Below are 18,560 nucleotides of genomic sequence, written 5' to 3'. Positions count from 1 at the left end.
GGGCAGTCGGGTGGCGGCCGGACGATTGCCTCCCGCATCCGGTCGGGGACCTGTCTGTCGGCTCCTTTGGAGCTGCCCCGTTTGTGCTACCGATGGAGCGGGAGCGTAAACGGGGCAGCTCCAAAGGAGCCGACAGAGGGTGGACTGACCCGGCGGCGCGCACCCCGGCCGCGCACGCCATCCTCGACCGGCTCGTCGACGGCGTCGGCCCGGCAAAGACCGACTCGGCAGGGGCTCGGTAGCGCGCGTATCCCCTGGGACCTACCACGCCGGAGACCCTCACGGCTTTGCCGAGGCCCTGGGGGATACCCAGGTTCGCCCGGCAGTGACGAGTTCGGAGTCTTCGCGCGACACGACGAGAAGGTACTGCCCGGTGCGGCGGGTTCTTGGCGTCGGGAAGTCGACGCCGAGAACATGGACCGGCCGCCCGGTCACCTCGTCGACGAAGGCCGGAATTCCGATCAGCTCCTCGCCGCCGAGGAGTGTCCCGCAGGCGACGAGACCCGATCGGACGGGAAGGTCGAAAACCTCGTCGACCCGAAACCTGAGCCGCCTCATCTGTTACCTCGGAATCGCTCCAACGCATCGGGCTCGACTGCGTACGCCTCGTCTTCGAGCTCTCTCCACGTGCGGCGGAAGTGGTCCCCTGCGTGCAGTTGCCGGACGTGGCAGTACTCGTGGGCGATGGTAGCTGCCAGCGTCTCTTCGTCAGCGAAGCTGGCGGGGCCCATCCGGATCTCGCGGCCTTCGAGTTCGCTGGGTGTGTAGGCGCACGCGTCCATCGAGTCGAGGTATCGCACCTCATCAGGCTCTTCAACGAGATGGATGGCAATGCCGTTGAGATCGATGCCCAGCCTCTCGGCCACTACGTGGACATTCTCGGTGGTGCGAGGGGTGCCCGGGCCGTTCTCAAGGACGTCCCAATTGCTGCGTGCGCTGTTGCTTGAGTGGAGGTTCGTGGGGCGCGGCGGCGGCGGGGTGGTGGTGGGGTCATGGCGGGCGAGGCGGCGGAGTTGGGCTTCCAGCCGTTCCAGGACGCCGTCCAGCCGGCGCAGGATCGGGGCGACCCGGCGGAGGCTGCCGATCAGCCCCGTGAGCAGCCGGGCGATCTTCGCGGCCCACCTCGCGGCCAGCGTGGACACCTGCGCGACCACCCAGGGCGTTCCCACGCCGAGCGTGCCGCCGGTGATGGCGAGCCACTCCCACAGCCGTACGGCGAGCACCGAGACGAAGTCGGCGATCAGGTCCCGGACGAGCTCCCGGACCAGGGCGACCACCAGCCCGGTCCCGGTGGTGATGATGGCCATCGCCTCGGCGCCGGCACCCATGGTGGACAGCGCCTCGCGGTGCCGCCCGGCGTGGGTCCGGTACGCCGTGCCGGCCTCGCCCCACCAGCCGGTCAGTTCCGTGGCGACGGCCGCGTCCAGGTCGACTGCCGAGGAGCGCAGCGCCGTCGCGACGTTGGACCAGGTGGCGGCGTACGCGGTGAGTTGGTCGGGGTCGCCGGCCAGCCAGTCGAGCGCGTCGGAGAGCGGCTTGAGGTGCTCGATGAGCCAGGCCACGCCCCAGGAGACGAGCTGACCCAGCGGGTCGACGACGACGGCGAGGGTGTCCAGGCCGGCGGCGAAGCCGCCGATCGTCCCGTCGATCCAGGAGCCGCTGCGGAACGCCTCGACGAGCAGGTCGACGTCCTCGGCCAGGCCGATGCCCGACCAGCCGGTGGTGCTGTCCACCCGCCCGGCGACCAGCGGATTCGGCGCGCTCATCCGGGCCGCCCCACCGTCGGGCGGCGGGCCCGGACGGCGGCCCCGGCGGGTGGAACGACAGGCCGGGCCGGGGGCACGGTCACCGGGGCGGGCCGAGGCGTTCGGCGGCGCGTTGGTCGCCGTCCCGGTACCGGGACGCCGCCGCGCGTACCCCGTGGGCGGTCTCGTCCAGCGCGTCGTGCGACTCGCGGAGCACCCGCTCGGCCAGGTCGTGCAGCGGCTCCAGCATCGCCGGGAAGGCCGCGCACAGCCGCCCGTACGCGTGGCCACCGAGCCGGATGCCACCGGCCGCGCCGATCGCCTGCCGGACCGTCGCGCTGATCCGGTCAAGGCCGGCCGCGTGCGCGGTCAGCGCTTCGGGGGTGACCTCCAGGGCCGGCGGACCGCCCGTACCGCCGGCCGGGGCGCGGTCACCGGTCACGGCGCGACCCCGGGACGCCGCCGGCCGGGAGGGTCGTCGGGCGGTGGGGCGGGGAAGCGGCGGTCGTACCCGTCGAGGACGGCCCGGCCGGTCTCGGTGTCGGCGCCGACGGTGTCGGCGACCGCTTCGGCGACCCGGCCGGTCAGGGCGGCCTGGGCCCGGCGCAGCGCGGTCATGATCCGCGTTCGAGCCGGGCCGCCGGCCAGCCGGTGAGCCGGTCGTCGAGGTGCAGCGCGACCAGGCCGCCGGAGCTGTCGACCCGTGCCTCGACCAGCCCGCCGGCGGCCTCGGCGCTGCCGGTGAGCCCGGCGACACGCGCGGCGAGCCGCTGCGCCCGTTCGGCGCGCTCGGAGATCGAGGCCGACCAGTCGGCCACCCACCGCTCGGCGTCGTCCAGGTCCCGACCGAACACCGCCGCCCCCCGTCGCCCGAAGCCGACCCAGACTAGCGGCGTTCCCCGCCCGGCGCGGCCCCGCGCTGCGGCCCGGGTACGCCGCGCCGCGCCGGCCGCAGCCGGCTGATCGGGTGCCGTGCCCGCCCGGCACGCCGACGCGCCGGCCCGGCCGCGGGTCAGTCCTCGCGGTCGGGCCGGCGGCGTCCGCCTGGCGGCCCCCGGTCAGTCGCCGCTGGTGCCGATCCCGCAGTTCGGCGCGGACCAGACGGTCGTGTTCGACGTCTGGTCGCTGTTGTTCTCCCGGCGGGAGTCCACGTGGACGTGGTCGCCGTGGTCCGGGTACCCGGGGCCGTAGATGCCGCTGAAGCCGTGGTCGCGGGCTGCGCGGGCGGCATCGCACAACGACGAGTCGCGGGGTACGAGGTCGGCGGCGGTGCCGTAGAGGTGCTGGCTGTCCGACGCCCCACCGACCTGCTGGTTGCAATCCTTGCTGCGGAAGCCGCTGGTGACGAGCAACGGCTTGTCCCCGAGGTCGCGCCGCAGCGCCTCCAGCTTCCACATGGTGCGCAGCGCGTTGGCCTTCGTCTTCGTCGCCGACAGCGGGCCCCCGCTCCAGCCGCCCCGGCCACAGCCGGCGTCCAACTCCTGGTAGCTGAAGTGACGCGGGGTGCAGTCGTTGTCCTGGAGCGCGTACAGCTTGGTGTACGTCTGCGGTCCGGCGACCCCGTCGGCCTTCAGCCCGTACGCCGACTGGAAGCGCTTGACCGCGGCGGCGGTCTTCGGGCCGTACCGGCCGTCGTTCTCCACGATGTCCCGGGTGCCGGCCCACCCGGCGACCCGGATCTGGAGTTGGCGGACGTCGTCGCCGGAGCGCCCCTGGTACAGGTTGCGTTTCCAGGTGTAGCAGCCGTCGGCGTGGGCCGGCGGGGCGGCCACCACCGTGGCGATCGCGACGCCCGGCAACGCCAGGGCGAACGCGACCACGGCCCGCTTCAAGGTTTTGGCACGCACGGAAGTCCTCCCGTAAGGAGAGCGAATGGGGTGAGCCGGGTCCGTCGACCGGGACGTCCCGTCCGTTCCACCCTCGCATCGTGGCGTCCTTCTGGAGGCAAATAGCCGGAATTGTTCTCGCTTTGGCTCGCGCCTGGGAATCTCCGGGAAAAGGAGGGCGAAATGGGTACACCCCATTGCAGGCCGCCGATGCGCAGAGCGGGCGAAACGGTACGCGGGGCGCGGCGTGACGGAAACGTGATTCGGATCCGACGGAGGGTGACTGCCGGGGTGCGGGTGGCCGGCGGTAACGTCACCGAGGGCTGGGGGAGGTGGCTGTTGGCACGCGGTGGCGTCTTCTGTGTCGAGGGGCAGTGGCACCGCGACCTCAACGAGCGCGGATCGGTCCTGCCGACCCTGGAACTGCTCGAACGGCTCGGCAAGATCCGGTTCATCCACAAGGACGCGGCCACCCGGGACGAGCTCTTCTACTTCCTCGACCGCTGGCTGCTCAAGCAGTACGCCGACTACCGGGTGGGCTTCTTCGCCATGCACGGCGAGCCGAGCCGGCTCTGCCTCACCGACTGGGACTCCGTCGACCTCGCCGACGTGGCCGAGCGGATGGCCGGCCGGTGCGACGGCCGGCGGCTCTACTTCGGCAGCTGCTCGGTGCTGCGGGCGTCCGACGCCGTGCTGCGCGACTTCCTCGACGTCACCGGCGCCGCGTTGATCTGCGGCTTCACCCGCGAGGTCGACTGGGTGGAGTCCGCCGCGTTCGAGACCGTGCTGCTCGACGTGCTCGCCAACGGGCACCGGCACAACGCGGCCGAGCTGCGGATGGGCTCCGCCCACTGGGCACCCCTGGCGGCGTACCTGGGCTTCCGGGTGATCTACGCCAACGGCCGGGCGTGGCGGCCCACCGTACGTCCCCGGGTGCCGGCCCAGCCCACGGGCCGGACCGCCGCCCGGTCCCGCTCGGCGGGCACGGGTAGAAGCGACTGACGGCACGTGGCATCGCGAGCAGTGCCCGCCGGCTTAGGCCCCCGCAGCTCAGTGCCCTGCGGCTCAGTACCCGCCGGCTCAGTATCCGGCGGTGAAGCGCATGTTCTCGAAGCGCGGGTGCTCGATCTCGTCCACGACGGCGACGGCCAGGTCCTCGTAGCTCAGCACCGCGCGGCCCCGCTCGTCGGTGACCGGCTCGTCCGTGCCGGTCCGGTAGTGGCCCGTGCGCTCGCCGGGGTGGAACTCCAGCGGCGGTGGGGAGACGTACGTCCAGGTCACCCCTTCGGCCGAGGACCGGTACCAGGCCAAGGCGTCGGCCTGGCCCAGCGCCGAGTCCCGGTACTCCTCGGGGAAGTCCGGCTCCTCGAGGAACGGGACGCCCCTCGGGTTGAGTAGGGTCGCCCCGCCGCCGACGTGGATCACCCGGGGCGGGTTGGGCAGGTCCCGCAGCACCGTGATCAGGTTCTCCGCCGCGTCCCGCCACAGCGCCCGCTCCCCGCCGCCGACCGCCACCACGATCGCGTCCGCGCCCGGGGCCAGCTCCCGCACGCTGTGCGTCGAGGTGGCGTCGCCGGTGACCAGGTCGACCCCGGCCGGCAGGTAGCTGACCGCCTCCGGCCGGCGCACCGCCGCGGTCACCCGGTGACCCCGGTTCACCGCCTCGGCGGTGATCCGCGAACCCGCCGTGCCGCCGGCCCCGAACACCACGATGTCGCTCATCGCCTGACCGCCTCCCGCGCCGCACCCGTCCGAGCGGCCGTCGTCGTCGTCCCCAGGCTATGGAGCCGAGCGCCCCGGCGGTGCCGTTCCGGCGATCCCGGGCGGGGAGGCCGCGACCGGCGGGCCCGGCCGGGCTCAGTCGACGAGGGCGGAGTAGACGAGCTGACGGAGCTGCGTTCGCAGCGGGTAGGTGCTCGACGGCAGAAGCTGGGTGAACAGCAGCGCGGTGACCTCCTCCACCGGGTCCACCCAGAATGCGGTGCTGGCCATCCCGCCCCAGTAGTACTCGCCGACGCTGCTCGGCACCCGGGCCGGGACCGGGTCCTGCACCACGGCGAAGCCGAGGCCGAACCCGACGCCCTCCAGCACCGTCTCGGCGAACCCGGACGGGGAGAACGAGGCCAGGTCCCGACCGCCGGGCAGGTGGTTGCGGGTCATGAAGCGCACCGTCCGGGGCCCGAGCAGGCGTACGCCGTCCAACTCGCCGCCGCGCAGCAGCATCTGGGTGAAGCGGTGGTAGTCGGCGGCCGTCGAGACCAGCCCGCCGCCGCCGGACAGCCACGTCGGCTCGGTCAGCGCGGCCCGGCCGATCGAGTCGGCGCGGAACATCTGGCCGGTCGCCGGGTTCGGGGCGTACAGGGCGGCCAGCCGCTTGGCGTCCGGCTCGTCGACCCACCAGCGGGTGTCGGTCATGCCCAGCGGGCGCAGGATCAGGTCGGCGATGAACTGGTCCAGCCGCCGGCCGGAGACGACCTCGACGAGCCGGCCGAGCACGTCGGTGGAGACCCCGTAGTTCCAGCTGCTGCCCGGCTGGAAGAGCAGCGGCAGCCGGGCCAGCGTCCGCGTGGCGGCGGTCAGGTCGGCCCCGGCGGGCACGCTGAGGTCGAAGCCGGCGGCCCGGTACAGGCCGTCGACCACCGAGACCTGGGCGAACCCGTACGTCAGCCCGGCGGTGTGGGTGAGCAGGTGCCAGATCCGGATCGGCTCGACCGTCGGCACCGTGTGCGGGCTGGTCACCGGGCCCCTGTCGTAGACCCGGGCGTCGGCGAACTCCGGCAGCCAGCGGCTGATCGGGTCGGTCAGCTCGAACCGGCCCTCCTCCCACAGCATCATCGCCGCGACTGAGGTGATCGGCTTGGTCATCGAGTAGATGCGCCAGAGGGTGTCCGGCTCGACCGGGGAGCCCGCCTCCCGGTCCCGCAGGCCGTAGGTCGAGGAGTGGGCGATCTCGCCCCGGCGGGTGACGACGATCTGCCAGCCGGCGAGCCGCCCCTCGTCGACGTACCTGCCGAAGTGTTCGTCGATCCGCGCCAGCCGGGCGGGATCGAAGCCGAGCCGGTCGGGGTCGGTGCTGCGCGCCACACTCACCCGCCGAACCTACAAGTCGGTACGGGCTGTGCGGAAGATGCAGGCTTGCCCAGTAGGCTGACCAGGTGTTGGAGCCGACCGAGGACGTCACCTTCCGCCACGACGACTGGTACGGCGAGGAGCTGGTCGACCGGCACTTCGTGCGCTGCGAGTTCTTCCACGTGGACCTGACCGAGGTGGTCAGCCGGGGTGCCGTCTTCACCGGCTGCACCTTCGGCAACGTGGCGTTCAACGCCTCCCGGCACACCGACTCGGCCTTCACCCGCTGCGTCTTCAAACGGTGCAACCTCTTCGACGCCGAGTTCACCGGCTGCAAGCTGGTCGGCAGCAGCTTCGAGCAGTGCGACCTGCGTCCGCTGCGAATCGACGGCGGGGACTGGTCGTTCGTGGCCCTGCCGGGGGCCGACCTGCGCGGGGCGCGCCTGACCGACGTGCGGATGCGCGAGGTGGACCTGACCGGCGCCGACCTGACCGGCGCCACGGTCACCGGCGTCGACCTGTCCGGGGCCCAGCTGCACGGCTCCCGCCTCTCCCGTGCCGACCTGCGTGGCAGCGACCTGTCCGCGCTCGACCCGACCGTGGTGGAGCGGACCGACGCGCTGATCGACGTCGATCAGGCGCTGGTGCTGGCCCGGGCGCTCGGCTTCCGGCTCGGCTGACCCCGGCCGGTTCCGAGCCGCCCCGGCGTCCCCGGTAGCCGGGCCGGTCGGGGCGGAGACGCCCCCCCCGGGGGGACAGTTTGTCCGTCGCGCCGCCGCGGAGCGGCCGTACGTTTTCTGCTGTCCCGGTCCGTCCATCCACTGTGGAGGCTTCACCGATGAGCAGCACCGCCACCCGTACCGTCCGTCCCGCGGCTTCCCTCGGCGTCGAGGAGTCGGGGGAGACGCTCCGGGAGATCCCGCTGCCGCCGTACGTCACGGGGGAGGACGCCCAGTTCGCGGTGCGGGCGGTGGTGGTGCACGCGCCCCGGCGCTGGTCGGGCGGGACGGTCTGCCGCAACGACGCGAGCCCGCACCCGTGCCGGCTGCACCGCTGGGGCCGGCGGGTGCTCACGCTGCGCGGTCTGCGGTCCGCCGAGATCGACGCGCTGATCGAGCGGGGCGACCCCACCGTGACGGTCCGCCCGCCCGACCGCCCCGGCGCCTGAGTGCCGCGGCGGGCCCGCCTCCCGTCCCGGCGGGCCCGCCGCCACGTCCCGTGGCCTGCGACCCGGGCCCCTTCCTCCGCACCTGGAAGGGGTCCGGGTCGGTCAACAGGCGATCGGCTTCACCCAGGAGCACTCCCGGCCCTCGGGGGTCCGCGGCGTGTCGGGCGCAGCAGGCGGCGCCGGCCGCGCCGCCCCCGGATCCCTGTCGGTGTACGACGCCAGCACGATCGCGATCTGGTCCTCCAGCCCCTTGACCGACGAGGCGAGGTAGTTGTTCAGCACGATGGAGAAGGCCAGCAGCTGCCCGTCGGCGTCGGTGACGTAGCCGGAGAGGCCGGACGCGCCGGTCAGGCTGCCGGTCTTGGCGTGCACGTTGTCCGCCGCAGCGGTGCCGCGCATCCGGCTGCGCAGGGTGCCGCCCACGAAACGGTCGGCGTTGCCGGCGACCGGCAGCGCGGCGTACCAGGCGTCGAACCACGGCTCGGCGCGGACCGTGGCGAGCAGGGCGGCGAGCTGGGCCGGCGGGATCATGTTCCGCCGGGACAGCCCGGAGCCGTCCCGCTGGCGCAGCGTCCCGGTGTCCATCCCGGTGTCGGCGACGTACTCGCTGATCGCGGTGAGCCCGGCCGGCCAGGTCCCGGAGCCGGTGAGGACGCGGCCGATCTCCTTGGTCAGCACCTCGGCGTGACCGTTGTTGGACAGCTTGAGGAACGGCACCATCAGTTCGGCCAGGGCCATCGAGTCGTGCCCGGCGATCGGGGTGGCGTCGGCCGGGGTGGCCCGTCCGGGCACCGTCCGGCCGAGCACCCGGACGCCGTGCCGGCGCAGGGCGGCGCGGAACACGTCGGCGGCGTACCCGGTCGGCTCCCAGACGGTCACCCACTCGCTGGCCTGGTCCGCGCCCACGGCGATCTGGCCGGTGACGACGACGGTGTTGCTCCCGTGCGCGCGCTCGAAGGAAAGGGTGGTCTCCCCGGCGGACACGGTCTCGGCGCGGTTGTCGATCCGCAGGTACCCGTTCGGCGGGGTCATGGTGACCGCCGGCTTCCCCCCGGCCGTGGTGGCCGGGGCGGCGTGCACGATCGCGGTGCCCGCGTCGTAGTCCGTGTCCGGCGCGACGGTCAGCGCCGAGACCTGCGCGGCGTAGTAGTAGGGCTCGTCGTCCCAGGTCCAGTCCGAGCCGAGCCGGGTGTCGTCGTAGCGGGTGTCGTCGGCGACCAGGTCCCCGGTCACCACCCGGATGCCGGTTGCGGCGACCTGGGTGGCCAGCTCGTCGTAGTCGGCGGCGAGCATGGTGGGATCGCCGCCGCCGCGTAGGTAGAGATTCCCGGAGACCAGCCCGGCCCGCCGCCGCCCGTCCGCGCTCACCGTGGTGCTGAACCGGTGGCCCGGGCCGAGCAGCGCCAGCGCCGCCGTCGAGGTCAACAGCTTGGTGTTGGAGGCCGGGACCAGCCGACGGCCGCCGTTGCGGTCGTAGAGCGTCTCGCCCGTCGCGGTGTCCACCACGACGACCCCGGCCTGCGCGCCGGCGAGCCGGGAGTCGGCCAGGATCGCGTCGATGGTCGCGGTGAGCCGCGTCCGCGCGGGGGTGGGCGCCTCGGCGGTGGCGGTGGGGGCGCCGGCCGTGGCCGCGACGGCGACCAGCGCCGCCAGCGCGAGCGCCCGGGGGAAGAGGCGACGGTGCATGCGTTGATGCTGCCATGCAGCTTTCTGCCGGGAAACCCCATCAGGTGAAGGTTATTGCCAAACCGGGGAGGTCGGGGGTTCGCACCGTGCCGTCCGAGAAGACCGGCAGCAGGGTGCCGGGGAACTCGGACACATACCGCCTCGCGTCGTCCATGGGCCCAGCGTAGGGAGTGTCTGGGCAGCTGGGAGCCGGTTTTCATGGAAGGGGCCGGTCGAGCATGGTCTATTTGACGGATGCCCCGTCAGGAGGCAACGTAGGCAGGGAGGGGTATGCGACCTGCCCCGTTTCGTATGGCGACGGGCCTTTCGTCGCCCAGCTCCCCCGCGTGCTCGTCCGCGGGTTGAGCCCGGCCTGCGCCGATCCGCGACCGGAAGAACCCACGAGGAGTCCACCATGCTGACCATGACCGACAACGCCGTGCTCGTGATCCGCGACCTCGCCGCCCAGGAGGACGTCTCCCCGGACGGCGGCCTGCGCATCGCCGCCGACGCCGACGCCGGCTCGCTCACCATCGAGCTGGTGCCCGAGCCGGCGCAGGGCGACCAGGTGGTGGACACCGAGGGGGCCCGGATCTTCCTCGACTCCGACGCCGCCGAGCTGCTCAGCGACACCTCGGTCGACGCCAGCGTCGACGACGAGGGGATCGTCCAGTTCGGCTTCACCGACAAGGAGTAGTCGCTCCGGCTTCACCGCGAGGAGGGGCCGCCACCCGCGAGGAGGGGCTGCCGCGACTCAGTCGGACCGTCCGGCCTCGCCGCCCCGGTGCGGTCGGCCGGGGCGGCCACGCTCCGGGCCGCCGCGCCACCCGCCGGTCCGGCGCTCACCACCCGACCACGCGCGGTCCTCCCCGCCGGGCCGCGTCCCGGGTCGCCGGTCGTCCGCCGGCCGCGCCCCCTCCGGTCGGCTGAGGTCGAACAGCACCCGTGCCAGGTGGTGCGAGGTGCTCCAGGCCGCCCAGTTCGTCGTCGACCCGGCCCCGGCCATGCCCCGGGACCGGCGCAGGATCTCGTGGTCGCCCCAGGAGAAGCCCGCCCCGCCCGCCGGCCAGTGCGGTGCCGACACCAGCGTCCGGCACAGGTCCGCCACCCGCTCGTCGCCCCGGCCGCCGCGCCGCGACCAGCGGTACACCCACCACGCCCCGTCGGTCGTGTAGCGGACGGTGGGCAGCCGGTCCCCGGCGGCGTCCGCCCCGGGCACCGCGCAGTCGACCCCGTAGTCGCCGTACCCGACGCCGAGGTCGGCCAGCCGCCGCCAGAGCAGCCAGTCCCAGCGGTCCAGGCGTACCGGCTCGTCGGTGGGGAGCCGGGACAACGCCGGCGGCACCCCGCCGGCCGCCACGGTCACCGCCTGCCAGGCGTGCCGCCGCGCCCAGTCCACCAGCCGGCGGATCCGAGGCTCCGCCGACCGGACGTCGGCGGGGCAGCAGACGTCCCCGGCGTCCACGAGGAGTTCGCACTGTTCCGGGGCCAGCCCGGTGAGCCGCCAGATCCGCTCCACCGCGGCCGTCGTCGCGTCCGGGCCCGACCGGTCGAGGCCGGCCCGTAGCCGCACCACCAGCCGGTCGGCGTACGCCCGGGCCGCCAGGCCGTGCGCCGTCAGCCGTGCGTCGCTCTCCGTGAGCCCCGCCACCGGAACCAGCGGTACGCCCCAGCGGACCAGTTCGCCGCCCACCCCGTCGGGCAGGGCGGTCACGTCGACCGCCGGCAGCAGCCCCGGCGGCAGCCGGGTGAGGCTGTCCGGAAGGGATGGGTCCATCGTGGACACGTCGAGCACCGGGGCGAGCAGGGCGGCCGTGACGCCGTCGAGGTGCCGGAGCGCCTCCAGCGTGCTCCGTCGACCGGTGAGGACGGGGCGGTAGACCGGCTCCGCCGCCCGACCCCAGTGCGCGGGCACCATAGTTCAATGTAGCGACACATCGGCGCTCGTCACAGGGCTTCCGGCAAATGCGGGCGCGCGGACGCACCGGTCGCTACCATCCTCGGGTGCCCGGCACCCCCATTCGCTACCGCTCGTCCGACGAGGACAGCGCCCGGTGGCACGGTTTCCCCTTTCGCGACGGCGACATCGTCATCAGCACCCGGTCCAAGAACGGCACCACCTGGATGCAGATGATCTGCGCCCTGCTGGTGTTCGGCACACCCGACCTGCCGGCGCCGCTGCCGGAGCTGTCGCCCTGGCTGGACTGGCTGGTCGAGCCCCGCGACGAGGTGTACGCCCGGCTCGCCGCCCAGCCGCACCGCCGGTTCGTCAAGACCCACACCCCGCTCGACGGGATCCCGCTGGACGACCGGGCGCACTACGTCGTGGTGGCCCGGCACCCGCTGGACATGGCGGTCTCCCTCTGGCACCAGAGCGGCAACCTCGACCGGGAGCGGCTGGCCGAGCTGACCGGCCAGCCGGCGCCGCAGGGACCGCCCGCCCCGCGTACCCCGTTGGTGGAGGCACTGGAGCGCTGGGTGGACCGGGAGGCCGACCCGCGCGAGGAGATGGACTCCCTCCAGGGGGTGATGTGGCATCTCGGCGACGCCTGGGCCCGCCGGGACCGGCCCAACGTGACTCTGGTGCACTACGACGACCTGGTGGCCGACCTGGACGGGCAGATGCGCGCGCTGGCCGGCCGGTTCGGCATCGAGGTGCCCACGGCGCGCTGGCCTGAGCTGGTCGAGGCCGCCACCTTCGATCGGATGCGCCGGCGGGCCGACCGGCTCGTCCCCGACCCGGCGGGCGTGCTGAAGGACCGGTCGGTCTTCTTCCGGCGCGGGCGCTCCGGGCAGGGCCGGGAGCTGCTCGACGAGGCGACGCTGGCCCGGTACCGGGCCCGGACCGCCGCCCTCGCCCCGCCGGACCTGCTCGCCTGGCTGCACCGCGACGGCTGACCCGCCGGCCCGCCTGGCTGCACCCCGCTGCGGCGATGTGTGTGCAGCTCGAAATCAGGTCCCCGTCATGTGCGGTGGCGGGGTCCGGTCGGGTATCGGGCCCGGACAGGGGCGCACGGCGCCGCCGCGACCCGGGGGTCGTAACGTCGCCGCGCTCCGGCCGTCTCCCACCACCGCAGCCGTACGGCGGTACGCCGGCGGGGACCTGGCTCGACCGGCCCGGTTGCGCCGGCTGATGCTCTCGATGCCCGCTCCGGGCGGCCCCAAACCCCGGATCAGTGAGGATTTCCATCATCTGTCGTTCCCGGCGTGACGGGGGCCGCCACCGGGTATGTGCCCGGCATGGAGCATTTCACGATCGCGACCGTCGCCGAGAAGAGCCCAGATTTCCGGCGGGTGCTGTGGACCGGTGAGCACACCCAGCTGGTGATCATGACCATCCCGCCGGGCGGCGAGATCGGCGAGGAGGTCCACGAGGACACCGACCAGATTCTCACCTTCGTCAGTGGCACCGGCGAGGCCCGGGTGGCCGGGGAGAAGAAGGAGGTCGCCCAGGGCGACCTGGTGGTCGTACCGGCCGGGACGAAGCACAACTTCGTCAACACCGGCCCCAACCCGCTGGTCCTCTACACCGTCTACGGCCCGCCCGAGCACGCCGACCAGGCCGTGCACCGGACCAAGGAGGAGGCCGACGCGGCGGAGGCGGCCGGCAAGGACGAGCCGCCGACCTCCTGACCGGCCCGGCCCGGCCGGCGAGGGCCCCCGCGCCCTCGCCGGCCTGATCCGGGCGGGCGCGGGTACCCGGCGCGGGTGGACCAGCCGCCGATCTCCGACTACGGGTTTCTCTCCGACTGCCGCTCCGGCGCGCTGGTCGGCCGGGACGGCTCGGTCGACTGGTGGTGCCCGGACCGGTTCGACGGCGCCTCGGTCTTCGGCCGGCTGCTGGACCCACGGGGCGGACACTGGCGGCTCGCGCCGATCGAGCCGGCCCGGGTGGAGCGGGCGTACCGGCCGGACACGCTGGTGCTGCGCACGGTCCACCACACGCCTTCCGGCAGCGTCGCGGTCACCGACGCCCTCTCCGCTCAGATCGGCGCGCGCGGCCACGAGGTGGGGATGGCCTCCCCGGCCGTGCTGCTGCGGGTGGTCGAGGGGCTCACCGGCCGGGTCCGGATGGGCCTGGACTTCGTTCCGCGCCCCGAGTACGGCCTGCTCACCCCGTACCTGCACGAGCAGGACGACGGCGCTGTGCTGGCCGCCGCCGGGCCGGTCACGCTGGTGCTGCGCGGCACCGGACCGGCCCTGCGCGCCGACCAGGACCGGGTCCGGCAGGAGTTCGAGGTCGCCGCCGGGCAGCGCGTCGGCTTCGACCTGGCGTACGCGCCGGCGTACCGCGACCGGCCGGCCCGGCTGGACCCGGTCGTCGCGCTCGCCGAGACGGTGCGGGCCTGGGAGGGGTTCCGGGAGACGCACCGCTACGACGGCGCGTACGCCCCGCAGGTGCGACACGGCGCGACCGTGCTCACCGGCCTGACGTACGCCCGCAGCGGCGCGGTCGCCGCAGCCCTGACCACGTCATTGCCGGAGCGGATCGGCGGCGACCGCAACTACGACTACCGCTTCTCCTGGTTGCGCGACTTCTCGATGACCATGCGCGCCCTCTGGGTGGCCGCCTGCCCGACCGAGGCCTCCCGGCTCTTCGCCTGGGCGGCCCGCTCGATCGGCCGGGTCGGCGGGACGCCGGTGCCCGTGCTGTTCGGGCTGGAGGGGGAGCGGGACCTCACCGAGCACGACTGCACCCACCTGCGGGGGTACGCCGGCAGCCGGCCGGTCCGGATCGGCAACGACGCGTGGCGGCAGCGCCAGCTCGACGTGCCGGGCGAGGTCATCTCGGCGGTCTGGCGGCTGCACGAGCAACTCGGCGAACCGTTCGCGGAAGAGCTGCGGGAGATGGTGGTGGGGCTCGCCGAGCAGGTCGCCGCGACCTGGCGGCTGCCCGACCGGGGGATGTGGGAGACCCGGGACACCGACCGGCACTACCTGTCGTCCAAGGTGCTCTGCTGGACGGCGCTGGACCGGGCGGTCGTGCTGGCCCCGCAGCTCGGCGACCGCGCCGACCCGCGCCGCTGGGCGGCCATCCGGGACGAGATCCGCGCGACCGTGCTCCGCGAGGGCTGGAACGACCGGGTCGGCGCGTACACCGGGGCATTCGGCTCGACGGAGCTGGACGCCTCGGCCCTCTTCCTGCCGGTGGTGCACTTCCTGGAGGCGTCCGACCCGCGGATGCGCGCCACCATCGCGGTGGTCGAACGCGAGCTGGGCACCGACGACGGGCTGGTGCGACGCTGGAACACCGACCCGGCCGGCTTCCTGCTCTGCTCGTTCTGGCTGGTGGAGTGCCTGGTGATGGCCGGTGAGCCGGAGCGGGCCCGGCGGCTGTTCGAGCGGATCCTCGGGCACGCCAACGACGTGGGGCTGTTCGCCGAACAGATCGACCCGCGCACGGGGGCCCAGCTGGGCAACTTCCCGCAGGCGCTGTCCCACATCGGGCTGATCAACGCCGCCTGGCGGCTCACCGACCCCGCGACGGCCTGAGCCGGCCGCGCGCGTGCCCCGGTGGGCATGGGCGGCGGGATCGCGGGTAGAACAGCCGCCATGGACAGCCTCGACGAGCCCACCGCCCTGCTCCCCGGCGACGTGCGGATGCCGCTGCTCGGCTTCGGCACCTGGCAGGCCACGGGCCAGGCCGGGTACGACGCCGTGCTCGCCGCCCTCGACGCCGGCTACCGGCACCTCGACACCGCCACCATGTACGGCAACGAGGAGGAGGTGGGCCGGGCGGTCCGGGAGAGCGGGCTGCGTCGGGAGGACATCTTCATCACCACCAAGCTGCCGCCGGACCGGGTGGGGCGGGAGCGGGAGACGATCGAGGCCAGCCTCCGCGCGCTGGGCACCGACCACGTCGACCTGTGGCTGATCCACTGGCCGCCGTCCTCGCCGGCCGACAACATTCCGGTCTGGCGGGAACTGCTCGCCGCCCGGGACGAGAACCTGACCCGGGCGGTCGGGGTGAGCAACTACGGCACCGCGCAGATCGACGAGCTGATCCAGGCCACCGAGGAGAACCCGGCGGTCAACCAGATCCGGTGGAGCCCGTCGCTGTACGACCGGCAGCGGCACCTGGAGCACCGGGACCGGGGCGTGGTGCTGGAGGGGTACAGCCCGTTCAAGTCCAGCGACCTGGCGGACCCGGTGCTGACCCGGATCGCCGCCGCGCACGACGTGTCGCCGGCCCAGGTGGTGCTGCGCTGGCACATCGACCACGAGATCGTGGTGATCCCGAAGTCGGTCACCCCGGAGCGGATCCGCGCCAACGCCGACATCTGGGGCTTCTCGCTGACCGCCGAGGAGATGCGCGACATCGACGCCCTCGGCACCTGAGTGGGGCCTGACGTTTGCGCCCCACACCCGGCGGGACCTGCCCTTCGGCCCCTATGGAGCTGCCCCGTCCACGCTCCCGCTCCATCGACAGCACGAACGGGGCAGCTCCATAGGGGCCAACGGAGGGTAGGCCGACCCGGGCCGGCCGGCCGCCACCCTCCATGGCGTTACCGGGTCAGAGTCGGGTGCAGGCCTGGCCGTTCAGGGTGAAGTTGGTCGGCGAGGAGTACGCGCCGTTCAGCGTCCCCTGGTAGCCGAAGCCGGCGGTGCCGCCCGGGGCGAGCGTGCCGTTGTGGCCGATGTTCCGCGCGGTCACCGCGGACCCGCTATGGGTCACGGTGGCGTTCCACGAGCCGGTGATCTGCTGCCCGGCGGGCAGGCTGTACGCCAGCGTCCAGCCGTTGATCGTCGACGAGCCGGTGTTGGTGATCTGCACGTCGGCGGTGAAGCCGTTGTTCCACGAGTTCGGCGTGTACTTCACCGCGCAGCCGCCCCCGGCCGGGGGAGTGGTCGGCGGGGGCGTGGTCGGCGGCGGGGTGCCGCCGGTGTTCACCGACTGCGAGAACGAGTTGACCGCCAGCCCCGCGCCGCCCTGCCACGGCTCGAAGCCGGCCTGGATGCTGGTGAGGTACCACGAGCTGGTGATCGCGCCCCGGTTGCGGGTGTCGTTGATGAAGTCCAGGACGTCGAAGCTCATGGCGGGGATCGCCGACGGCGCCAGGTACGAGATGACGTTGTTGCCGCCGTTGTTGCCCCGCCAGACCTCCCAGGTGCGTCCGGCGACGGTGGCGCTGCCCACCGGTGAGCCGATCGGCTGGATCGAGCCCTGCCGGTTGAGCCAGATCATGATCTCCATCTGGTTCACCCCGTCCCGCTTCGGCGACGGGTCCAGCCAGATGTCGTACGAGGCGTTGTAGGTCGCCCCGCCGACGTAGTGGTAGCCGATGCTGCTGGGCGCGCTGCTGATCTGGCTCACCTGGACCGGCAGGTTCGTGCCGGGGGAGCAGTTGGTGTAGTGGCAGCCCACGAAGATCGACGGGTACGACACCGGCGCGCCGTTGGTCGGGGCGGAGCCCTGCTGGCTGGTGATGCCGAACCCGCTGCCGGTGACGTTGATGCACTGTTGCGCGCTGGTGCCCCAGCGGTTGTTCTGCACGACGTACTTCCCGCCGATGACCGTCGAGCCGTACTGCTCGCAGATCTGGGTGTCGGCGGAGGCGGTGCTGCCGCCGAGGGCGACGGCGACGAGCGAGCCGGCGGCGAGCAGGCCGGCGGCCGCGAGGGCGCGGATTGGACGCTTCATGATGCTCCTAGGCTTCGGCCGGACGGGTCCGGAGGTGCGGCGGGAGCGCTCCCATGCGCTGCGGACACATTCACATGCCTGAAATCTTCGCGCAACCGGGACCGGCTCGTTTTCGCCCCGGAGTGCATTTATCGGCGTGAATCACGCACGAGTGCTCGCCTGGCCGGCTGGGCCTCCGCGATCGACGCCGTCCCGTCGAGGGGTGACCCGGCCCGGACGAACGGCCCTGGCGTGCACCGATCGCACCGAGTAGTGTCTTGCCTCCAACGCGTGCCGAACTCCCCTCCGGAGGCGTACACCACGATGGGTGGCTCCCCCCTGCGCATTCTCGTCGTCGGCGCGGGCATCGCCGGTCTGGCTGTGGCCCGGGCGCTGCGGATGGCGGGTTTCCGGCCCGACGTCACCGAGAAGCTGCCCCCGTCGGACCTCGTCGACACCGGCCTCTACCTGCCCGGCAACGCGGCGCGGGTGCTGCGCCGGCTGGACCTCGACGGCCCGGTGCGCCCGCTCGGGCAGGTCGTCCACCGGCAGTGCTTCCTCGACGCCTCCGGCGGCCCGCTGTGCGAGGTCGACCTGGACGCCCTCTGGGCCGACGTCGGCGAGTGCCGGGCACTGCCCTGGTCCGAGCTGTACCGGGTGCTGCTCACCGGGGCCGGCGGCGCGGTCCGGCACGGTGCCGAGGTGTGCGGGATCGAGCTGCTGCCCGCCGCCGTCGGCGTCACCTTCGCCGACAACACCGCCGCCGAGTACGACCTCGTGGTCGGCGCGGACGGCCCACGCTCGGCGGTGCGTTCCCTGGCCGCGCTGGGCGGGCCGTCCCGGCCGGCGGGTCAGGTGGTCTACCGGGCCGTGGTGCGGGGCGGCCCCCGGGTCGACGAGTGGACCGCGCTCCTCGGCCAGCGGGCCGGCTTCCTCGTCGTGCCGCTCGGTGCCGGGCGGCTCTACTGCTACGCCGACGAGGCGGGCACGGTGCCACCGGCCGATCCGCCGGCCCGGCTCCGCGAGTTGTTCGGCGGGTACGGCGGCCCGGTGCCGGAGGTGCTGGAGGTGCTGGAACGGGTGCACGTCGGCACCACCGAGGAGGTCGAGCTGGGGCGCTGGTCCCGGGGGCGGGTGCTGCTCGTCGGCGACGCCGCCCACGCCACCGCACCGACCCTGTCCCAGGGGGCGGCCATGGCGCTGGAGGACGCCGTGGTGCTGGCCGATTCGCTGAAGGGTGCCGACACCGTCGAGGCGGCCCTGACGGCGTACGAGAGTCGCCGCCGTCCGCGTACCCGGTGGGTGCGGGACCGGACCCGGGACCGCAACCGCACCCGCGACGTGTCGCCGGCGCTGCGCGACCCGCTGCTGCGCGGGCGCGGCGGGCGGATCTTCGGCGAGCACTACCGGTTGCTGGTCGATCCGCTGTGAGGGGTTCGTCCGCGGGGCGGTCATCGTAGCCGCCC

At 73.6% G+C, this 18,560-nt stretch carries 20 protein-coding genes; 9 read left to right on the top strand and 11 right to left on the bottom strand.

The features are described 5' to 3' along the window. Positions 1–279 precede the first annotated feature (279 nt). The 6 genes from OG559_RS05470 to OG559_RS05445 form a co-directional block, all read right to left on the bottom strand. The gene (locus OG559_RS05470; RefSeq protein ID WP_405113081.1) at positions 280–558 is read right to left on the bottom strand and encodes a hypothetical protein; all 279 of its coding nucleotides are present in this window, start codon (positions 556–558) and stop codon (positions 280–282) included. After that, entirely contained in the window at positions 555–1,766 is a 1,212-nt protein-coding gene (locus tag OG559_RS05465; protein ID WP_405113079.1) for a hypothetical protein, read from the bottom strand. Before OG559_RS05465 ends, OG559_RS05470 begins: the two co-directional genes overlap by 4 nt. Before the next feature lie 79 nt (positions 1,767–1,845). Beyond that, the gene (locus tag OG559_RS05460) at positions 1,846–2,187 is read right to left on the bottom strand and encodes a type VII secretion target (RefSeq protein ID WP_405113077.1); all 342 of its coding nucleotides are present in this window, start codon (positions 2,185–2,187) and stop codon (positions 1,846–1,848) included. Continuing rightward, positions 2,184–2,363, bottom strand: a complete 180-nt coding sequence (locus tag OG559_RS05455; RefSeq protein WP_405113075.1) for a hypothetical protein — start codon at positions 2,361–2,363, stop codon at positions 2,184–2,186. Before OG559_RS05455 ends, OG559_RS05460 begins: the two co-directional genes overlap by 4 nt. Beyond that, positions 2,360–2,599, bottom strand: a complete 240-nt coding sequence (locus tag OG559_RS05450) for a hypothetical protein (protein ID WP_405113073.1) — start codon at positions 2,597–2,599, stop codon at positions 2,360–2,362. Before OG559_RS05450 ends, OG559_RS05455 begins: the two co-directional genes overlap by 4 nt. A gap of 204 nt (positions 2,600–2,803) precedes the next feature. Next, entirely contained in the window at positions 2,804–3,592 is a 789-nt protein-coding gene (locus OG559_RS05445; RefSeq protein ID WP_405113071.1) for a D-Ala-D-Ala carboxypeptidase family metallohydrolase, read from the bottom strand. Between the two features lie 318 nt (positions 3,593–3,910). Here OG559_RS05445 and OG559_RS05440 point away from each other — a divergent pair, with 318 nt between their 5' ends. Continuing rightward, entirely contained in the window at positions 3,911–4,573 is a 663-nt protein-coding gene (locus OG559_RS05440; RefSeq protein ID WP_405116398.1) for a DUF6642 family protein, read from the top strand. Positions 4,574–4,651: 78 nt separating this feature from the next. Here OG559_RS05440 and OG559_RS05435 read toward each other — a convergent pair whose 3' ends face one another. Both OG559_RS05435 and OG559_RS05430 read right to left on the bottom strand, forming a co-directional pair. Further along, complete coding sequence (locus OG559_RS05435; protein WP_405113069.1) at positions 4,652–5,293, bottom strand: NAD(P)-dependent oxidoreductase; 642 nt, start codon at positions 5,291–5,293, stop codon at positions 4,652–4,654. Positions 5,294–5,428: 135 nt separating this feature from the next. After that, positions 5,429–6,661, bottom strand: coding sequence for a serine hydrolase domain-containing protein (locus OG559_RS05430; RefSeq protein ID WP_405113067.1), 1,233 nt, complete (start codon positions 6,659–6,661; stop codon positions 5,429–5,431). 65 nt (positions 6,662–6,726) lie between these two features. On the opposite strand from OG559_RS05430, the gene OG559_RS05425 reads away from it, so the two are divergent. Both OG559_RS05425 and OG559_RS05420 read left to right on the top strand, forming a co-directional pair. Continuing rightward, complete coding sequence (locus tag OG559_RS05425; protein ID WP_405113065.1) at positions 6,727–7,320, top strand: pentapeptide repeat-containing protein; 594 nt, start codon at positions 6,727–6,729, stop codon at positions 7,318–7,320. A 158-nt stretch (positions 7,321–7,478) separates the two neighbouring features. After that, entirely contained in the window at positions 7,479–7,808 is a 330-nt protein-coding gene (locus OG559_RS05420) for a hypothetical protein (protein WP_405113063.1), read from the top strand. Positions 7,809–7,910: 102 nt separating this feature from the next. On the opposite strand, the gene dacB is transcribed toward OG559_RS05420, so the two are convergent. After that, a complete protein-coding gene (dacB, locus tag OG559_RS05415) occupies positions 7,911–9,494 on the bottom strand; it encodes a D-alanyl-D-alanine carboxypeptidase/D-alanyl-D-alanine-endopeptidase (RefSeq protein ID WP_405113061.1) in 1,584 nt (527 codons plus the stop codon). 394 nt (positions 9,495–9,888) lie between these two features. On the opposite strand from dacB, the gene OG559_RS05410 reads away from it, so the two are divergent. Continuing rightward, positions 9,889–10,170 carry a HesB/IscA family protein gene (locus OG559_RS05410; RefSeq protein ID WP_387016834.1) on the top strand — a complete coding sequence of 94 codons (282 nt, stop codon included), beginning with the start codon at positions 9,889–9,891 and terminating at the stop codon, positions 10,168–10,170. Positions 10,171–10,227: 57 nt separating this feature from the next. Here OG559_RS05410 and OG559_RS05405 read toward each other — a convergent pair whose 3' ends face one another. After that, positions 10,228–11,391: a beta family protein gene (locus tag OG559_RS05405; protein ID WP_405113060.1), complete on the bottom strand. Its 1,164-nt coding sequence runs from the start codon at positions 11,389–11,391 to the stop codon at positions 10,228–10,230. Positions 11,392–11,477: 86 nt separating this feature from the next. Between OG559_RS05405 and OG559_RS05400 the strand changes: the two genes are divergently transcribed. From OG559_RS05400 to OG559_RS05385, 4 genes are all read left to right on the top strand, one after another. Further along, the gene (locus tag OG559_RS05400; protein WP_405113058.1) at positions 11,478–12,371 is read left to right on the top strand and encodes a sulfotransferase domain-containing protein; all 894 of its coding nucleotides are present in this window, start codon (positions 11,478–11,480) and stop codon (positions 12,369–12,371) included. 342 nt (positions 12,372–12,713) lie between these two features. Continuing rightward, positions 12,714–13,106: a cupin domain-containing protein gene (locus OG559_RS05395; RefSeq protein WP_350886376.1), complete on the top strand. Its 393-nt coding sequence runs from the start codon at positions 12,714–12,716 to the stop codon at positions 13,104–13,106. A gap of 75 nt (positions 13,107–13,181) precedes the next feature. Next, positions 13,182–14,966, top strand: coding sequence for a glycoside hydrolase family 15 protein (locus OG559_RS05390; RefSeq protein ID WP_405113056.1), 1,785 nt, complete (start codon positions 13,182–13,184; stop codon positions 14,964–14,966). 60 nt (positions 14,967–15,026) lie between these two features. After that, positions 15,027–15,812: an aldo/keto reductase gene (locus tag OG559_RS05385; RefSeq protein ID WP_405113054.1), complete on the top strand. Its 786-nt coding sequence runs from the start codon at positions 15,027–15,029 to the stop codon at positions 15,810–15,812. A 175-nt stretch (positions 15,813–15,987) separates the two neighbouring features. Here the strand turns inward: OG559_RS05385 and OG559_RS05380 are convergent, their stop codons facing one another. Beyond that, complete coding sequence (locus tag OG559_RS05380) at positions 15,988–17,115, bottom strand: GH12 family glycosyl hydrolase domain-containing protein (RefSeq protein WP_405113052.1); 1,128 nt, start codon at positions 17,113–17,115, stop codon at positions 15,988–15,990. A 303-nt stretch (positions 17,116–17,418) separates the two neighbouring features. Here OG559_RS05380 and OG559_RS05375 point away from each other — a divergent pair, with 303 nt between their 5' ends. Further along, complete coding sequence (locus OG559_RS05375) at positions 17,419–18,525, top strand: FAD-dependent monooxygenase (RefSeq protein WP_405116396.1); 1,107 nt, start codon at positions 17,419–17,421, stop codon at positions 18,523–18,525. Positions 18,526–18,560 lie beyond the last annotated feature (35 nt).

Origin of the sequence: Micromonospora sp. NBC_01405, from assembly GCF_045040155.1 — a bacterium.
Classification (GTDB): Bacteria; Actinomycetota; Actinomycetes; order Mycobacteriales; family Micromonosporaceae; genus Micromonospora.
This window is presented reverse-complemented; position numbering and strand designations above follow the sequence as displayed.

Bases quoted from the DNA above. Each gene is read 5' to 3' on its own strand.
- OG559_RS05420 (WP_405113063.1), top strand. From the start codon at position 7,479: ATGAGCAGCACCGCCACCCGTACCGTCCGTCCCGCGGCTTCCCTCGGC.
- OG559_RS05470 (WP_405113081.1), bottom strand. From the start codon at position 558: ATGAGGCGGCTCAGGTTTCGGGTCGACGAGGTTTTCGACCTTCCCGTC.
- OG559_RS05435 (WP_405113069.1), bottom strand. From the start codon at position 5,293: ATGAGCGACATCGTGGTGTTCGGGGCCGGCGGCACGGCGGGTTCGCGG.
- OG559_RS05455 (WP_405113075.1), bottom strand. From the start codon at position 2,363: ATGACCGCGCTGCGCCGGGCCCAGGCCGCCCTGACCGGCCGGGTCGCC.
- OG559_RS05395 (WP_350886376.1), top strand. From the start codon at position 12,714: ATGGAGCATTTCACGATCGCGACCGTCGCCGAGAAGAGCCCAGATTTC.
- OG559_RS05385 (WP_405113054.1), top strand. From the start codon at position 15,027: ATGGACAGCCTCGACGAGCCCACCGCCCTGCTCCCCGGCGACGTGCGG.
- OG559_RS05380 (WP_405113052.1), bottom strand. From the start codon at position 17,115: ATGAAGCGTCCAATCCGCGCCCTCGCGGCCGCCGGCCTGCTCGCCGCC.
- OG559_RS05375 (WP_405116396.1), top strand. From the start codon at position 17,419: ATGGGTGGCTCCCCCCTGCGCATTCTCGTCGTCGGCGCGGGCATCGCC.
- OG559_RS05465 (WP_405113079.1), bottom strand. From the start codon at position 1,766: ATGAGCGCGCCGAATCCGCTGGTCGCCGGGCGGGTGGACAGCACCACC.
- dacB (WP_405113061.1), bottom strand. From the start codon at position 9,494: ATGCACCGTCGCCTCTTCCCCCGGGCGCTCGCGCTGGCGGCGCTGGTC.
- OG559_RS05410 (WP_387016834.1), top strand. From the start codon at position 9,889: ATGCTGACCATGACCGACAACGCCGTGCTCGTGATCCGCGACCTCGCC.
- OG559_RS05405 (WP_405113060.1), bottom strand. From the start codon at position 11,391: ATGGTGCCCGCGCACTGGGGTCGGGCGGCGGAGCCGGTCTACCGCCCC.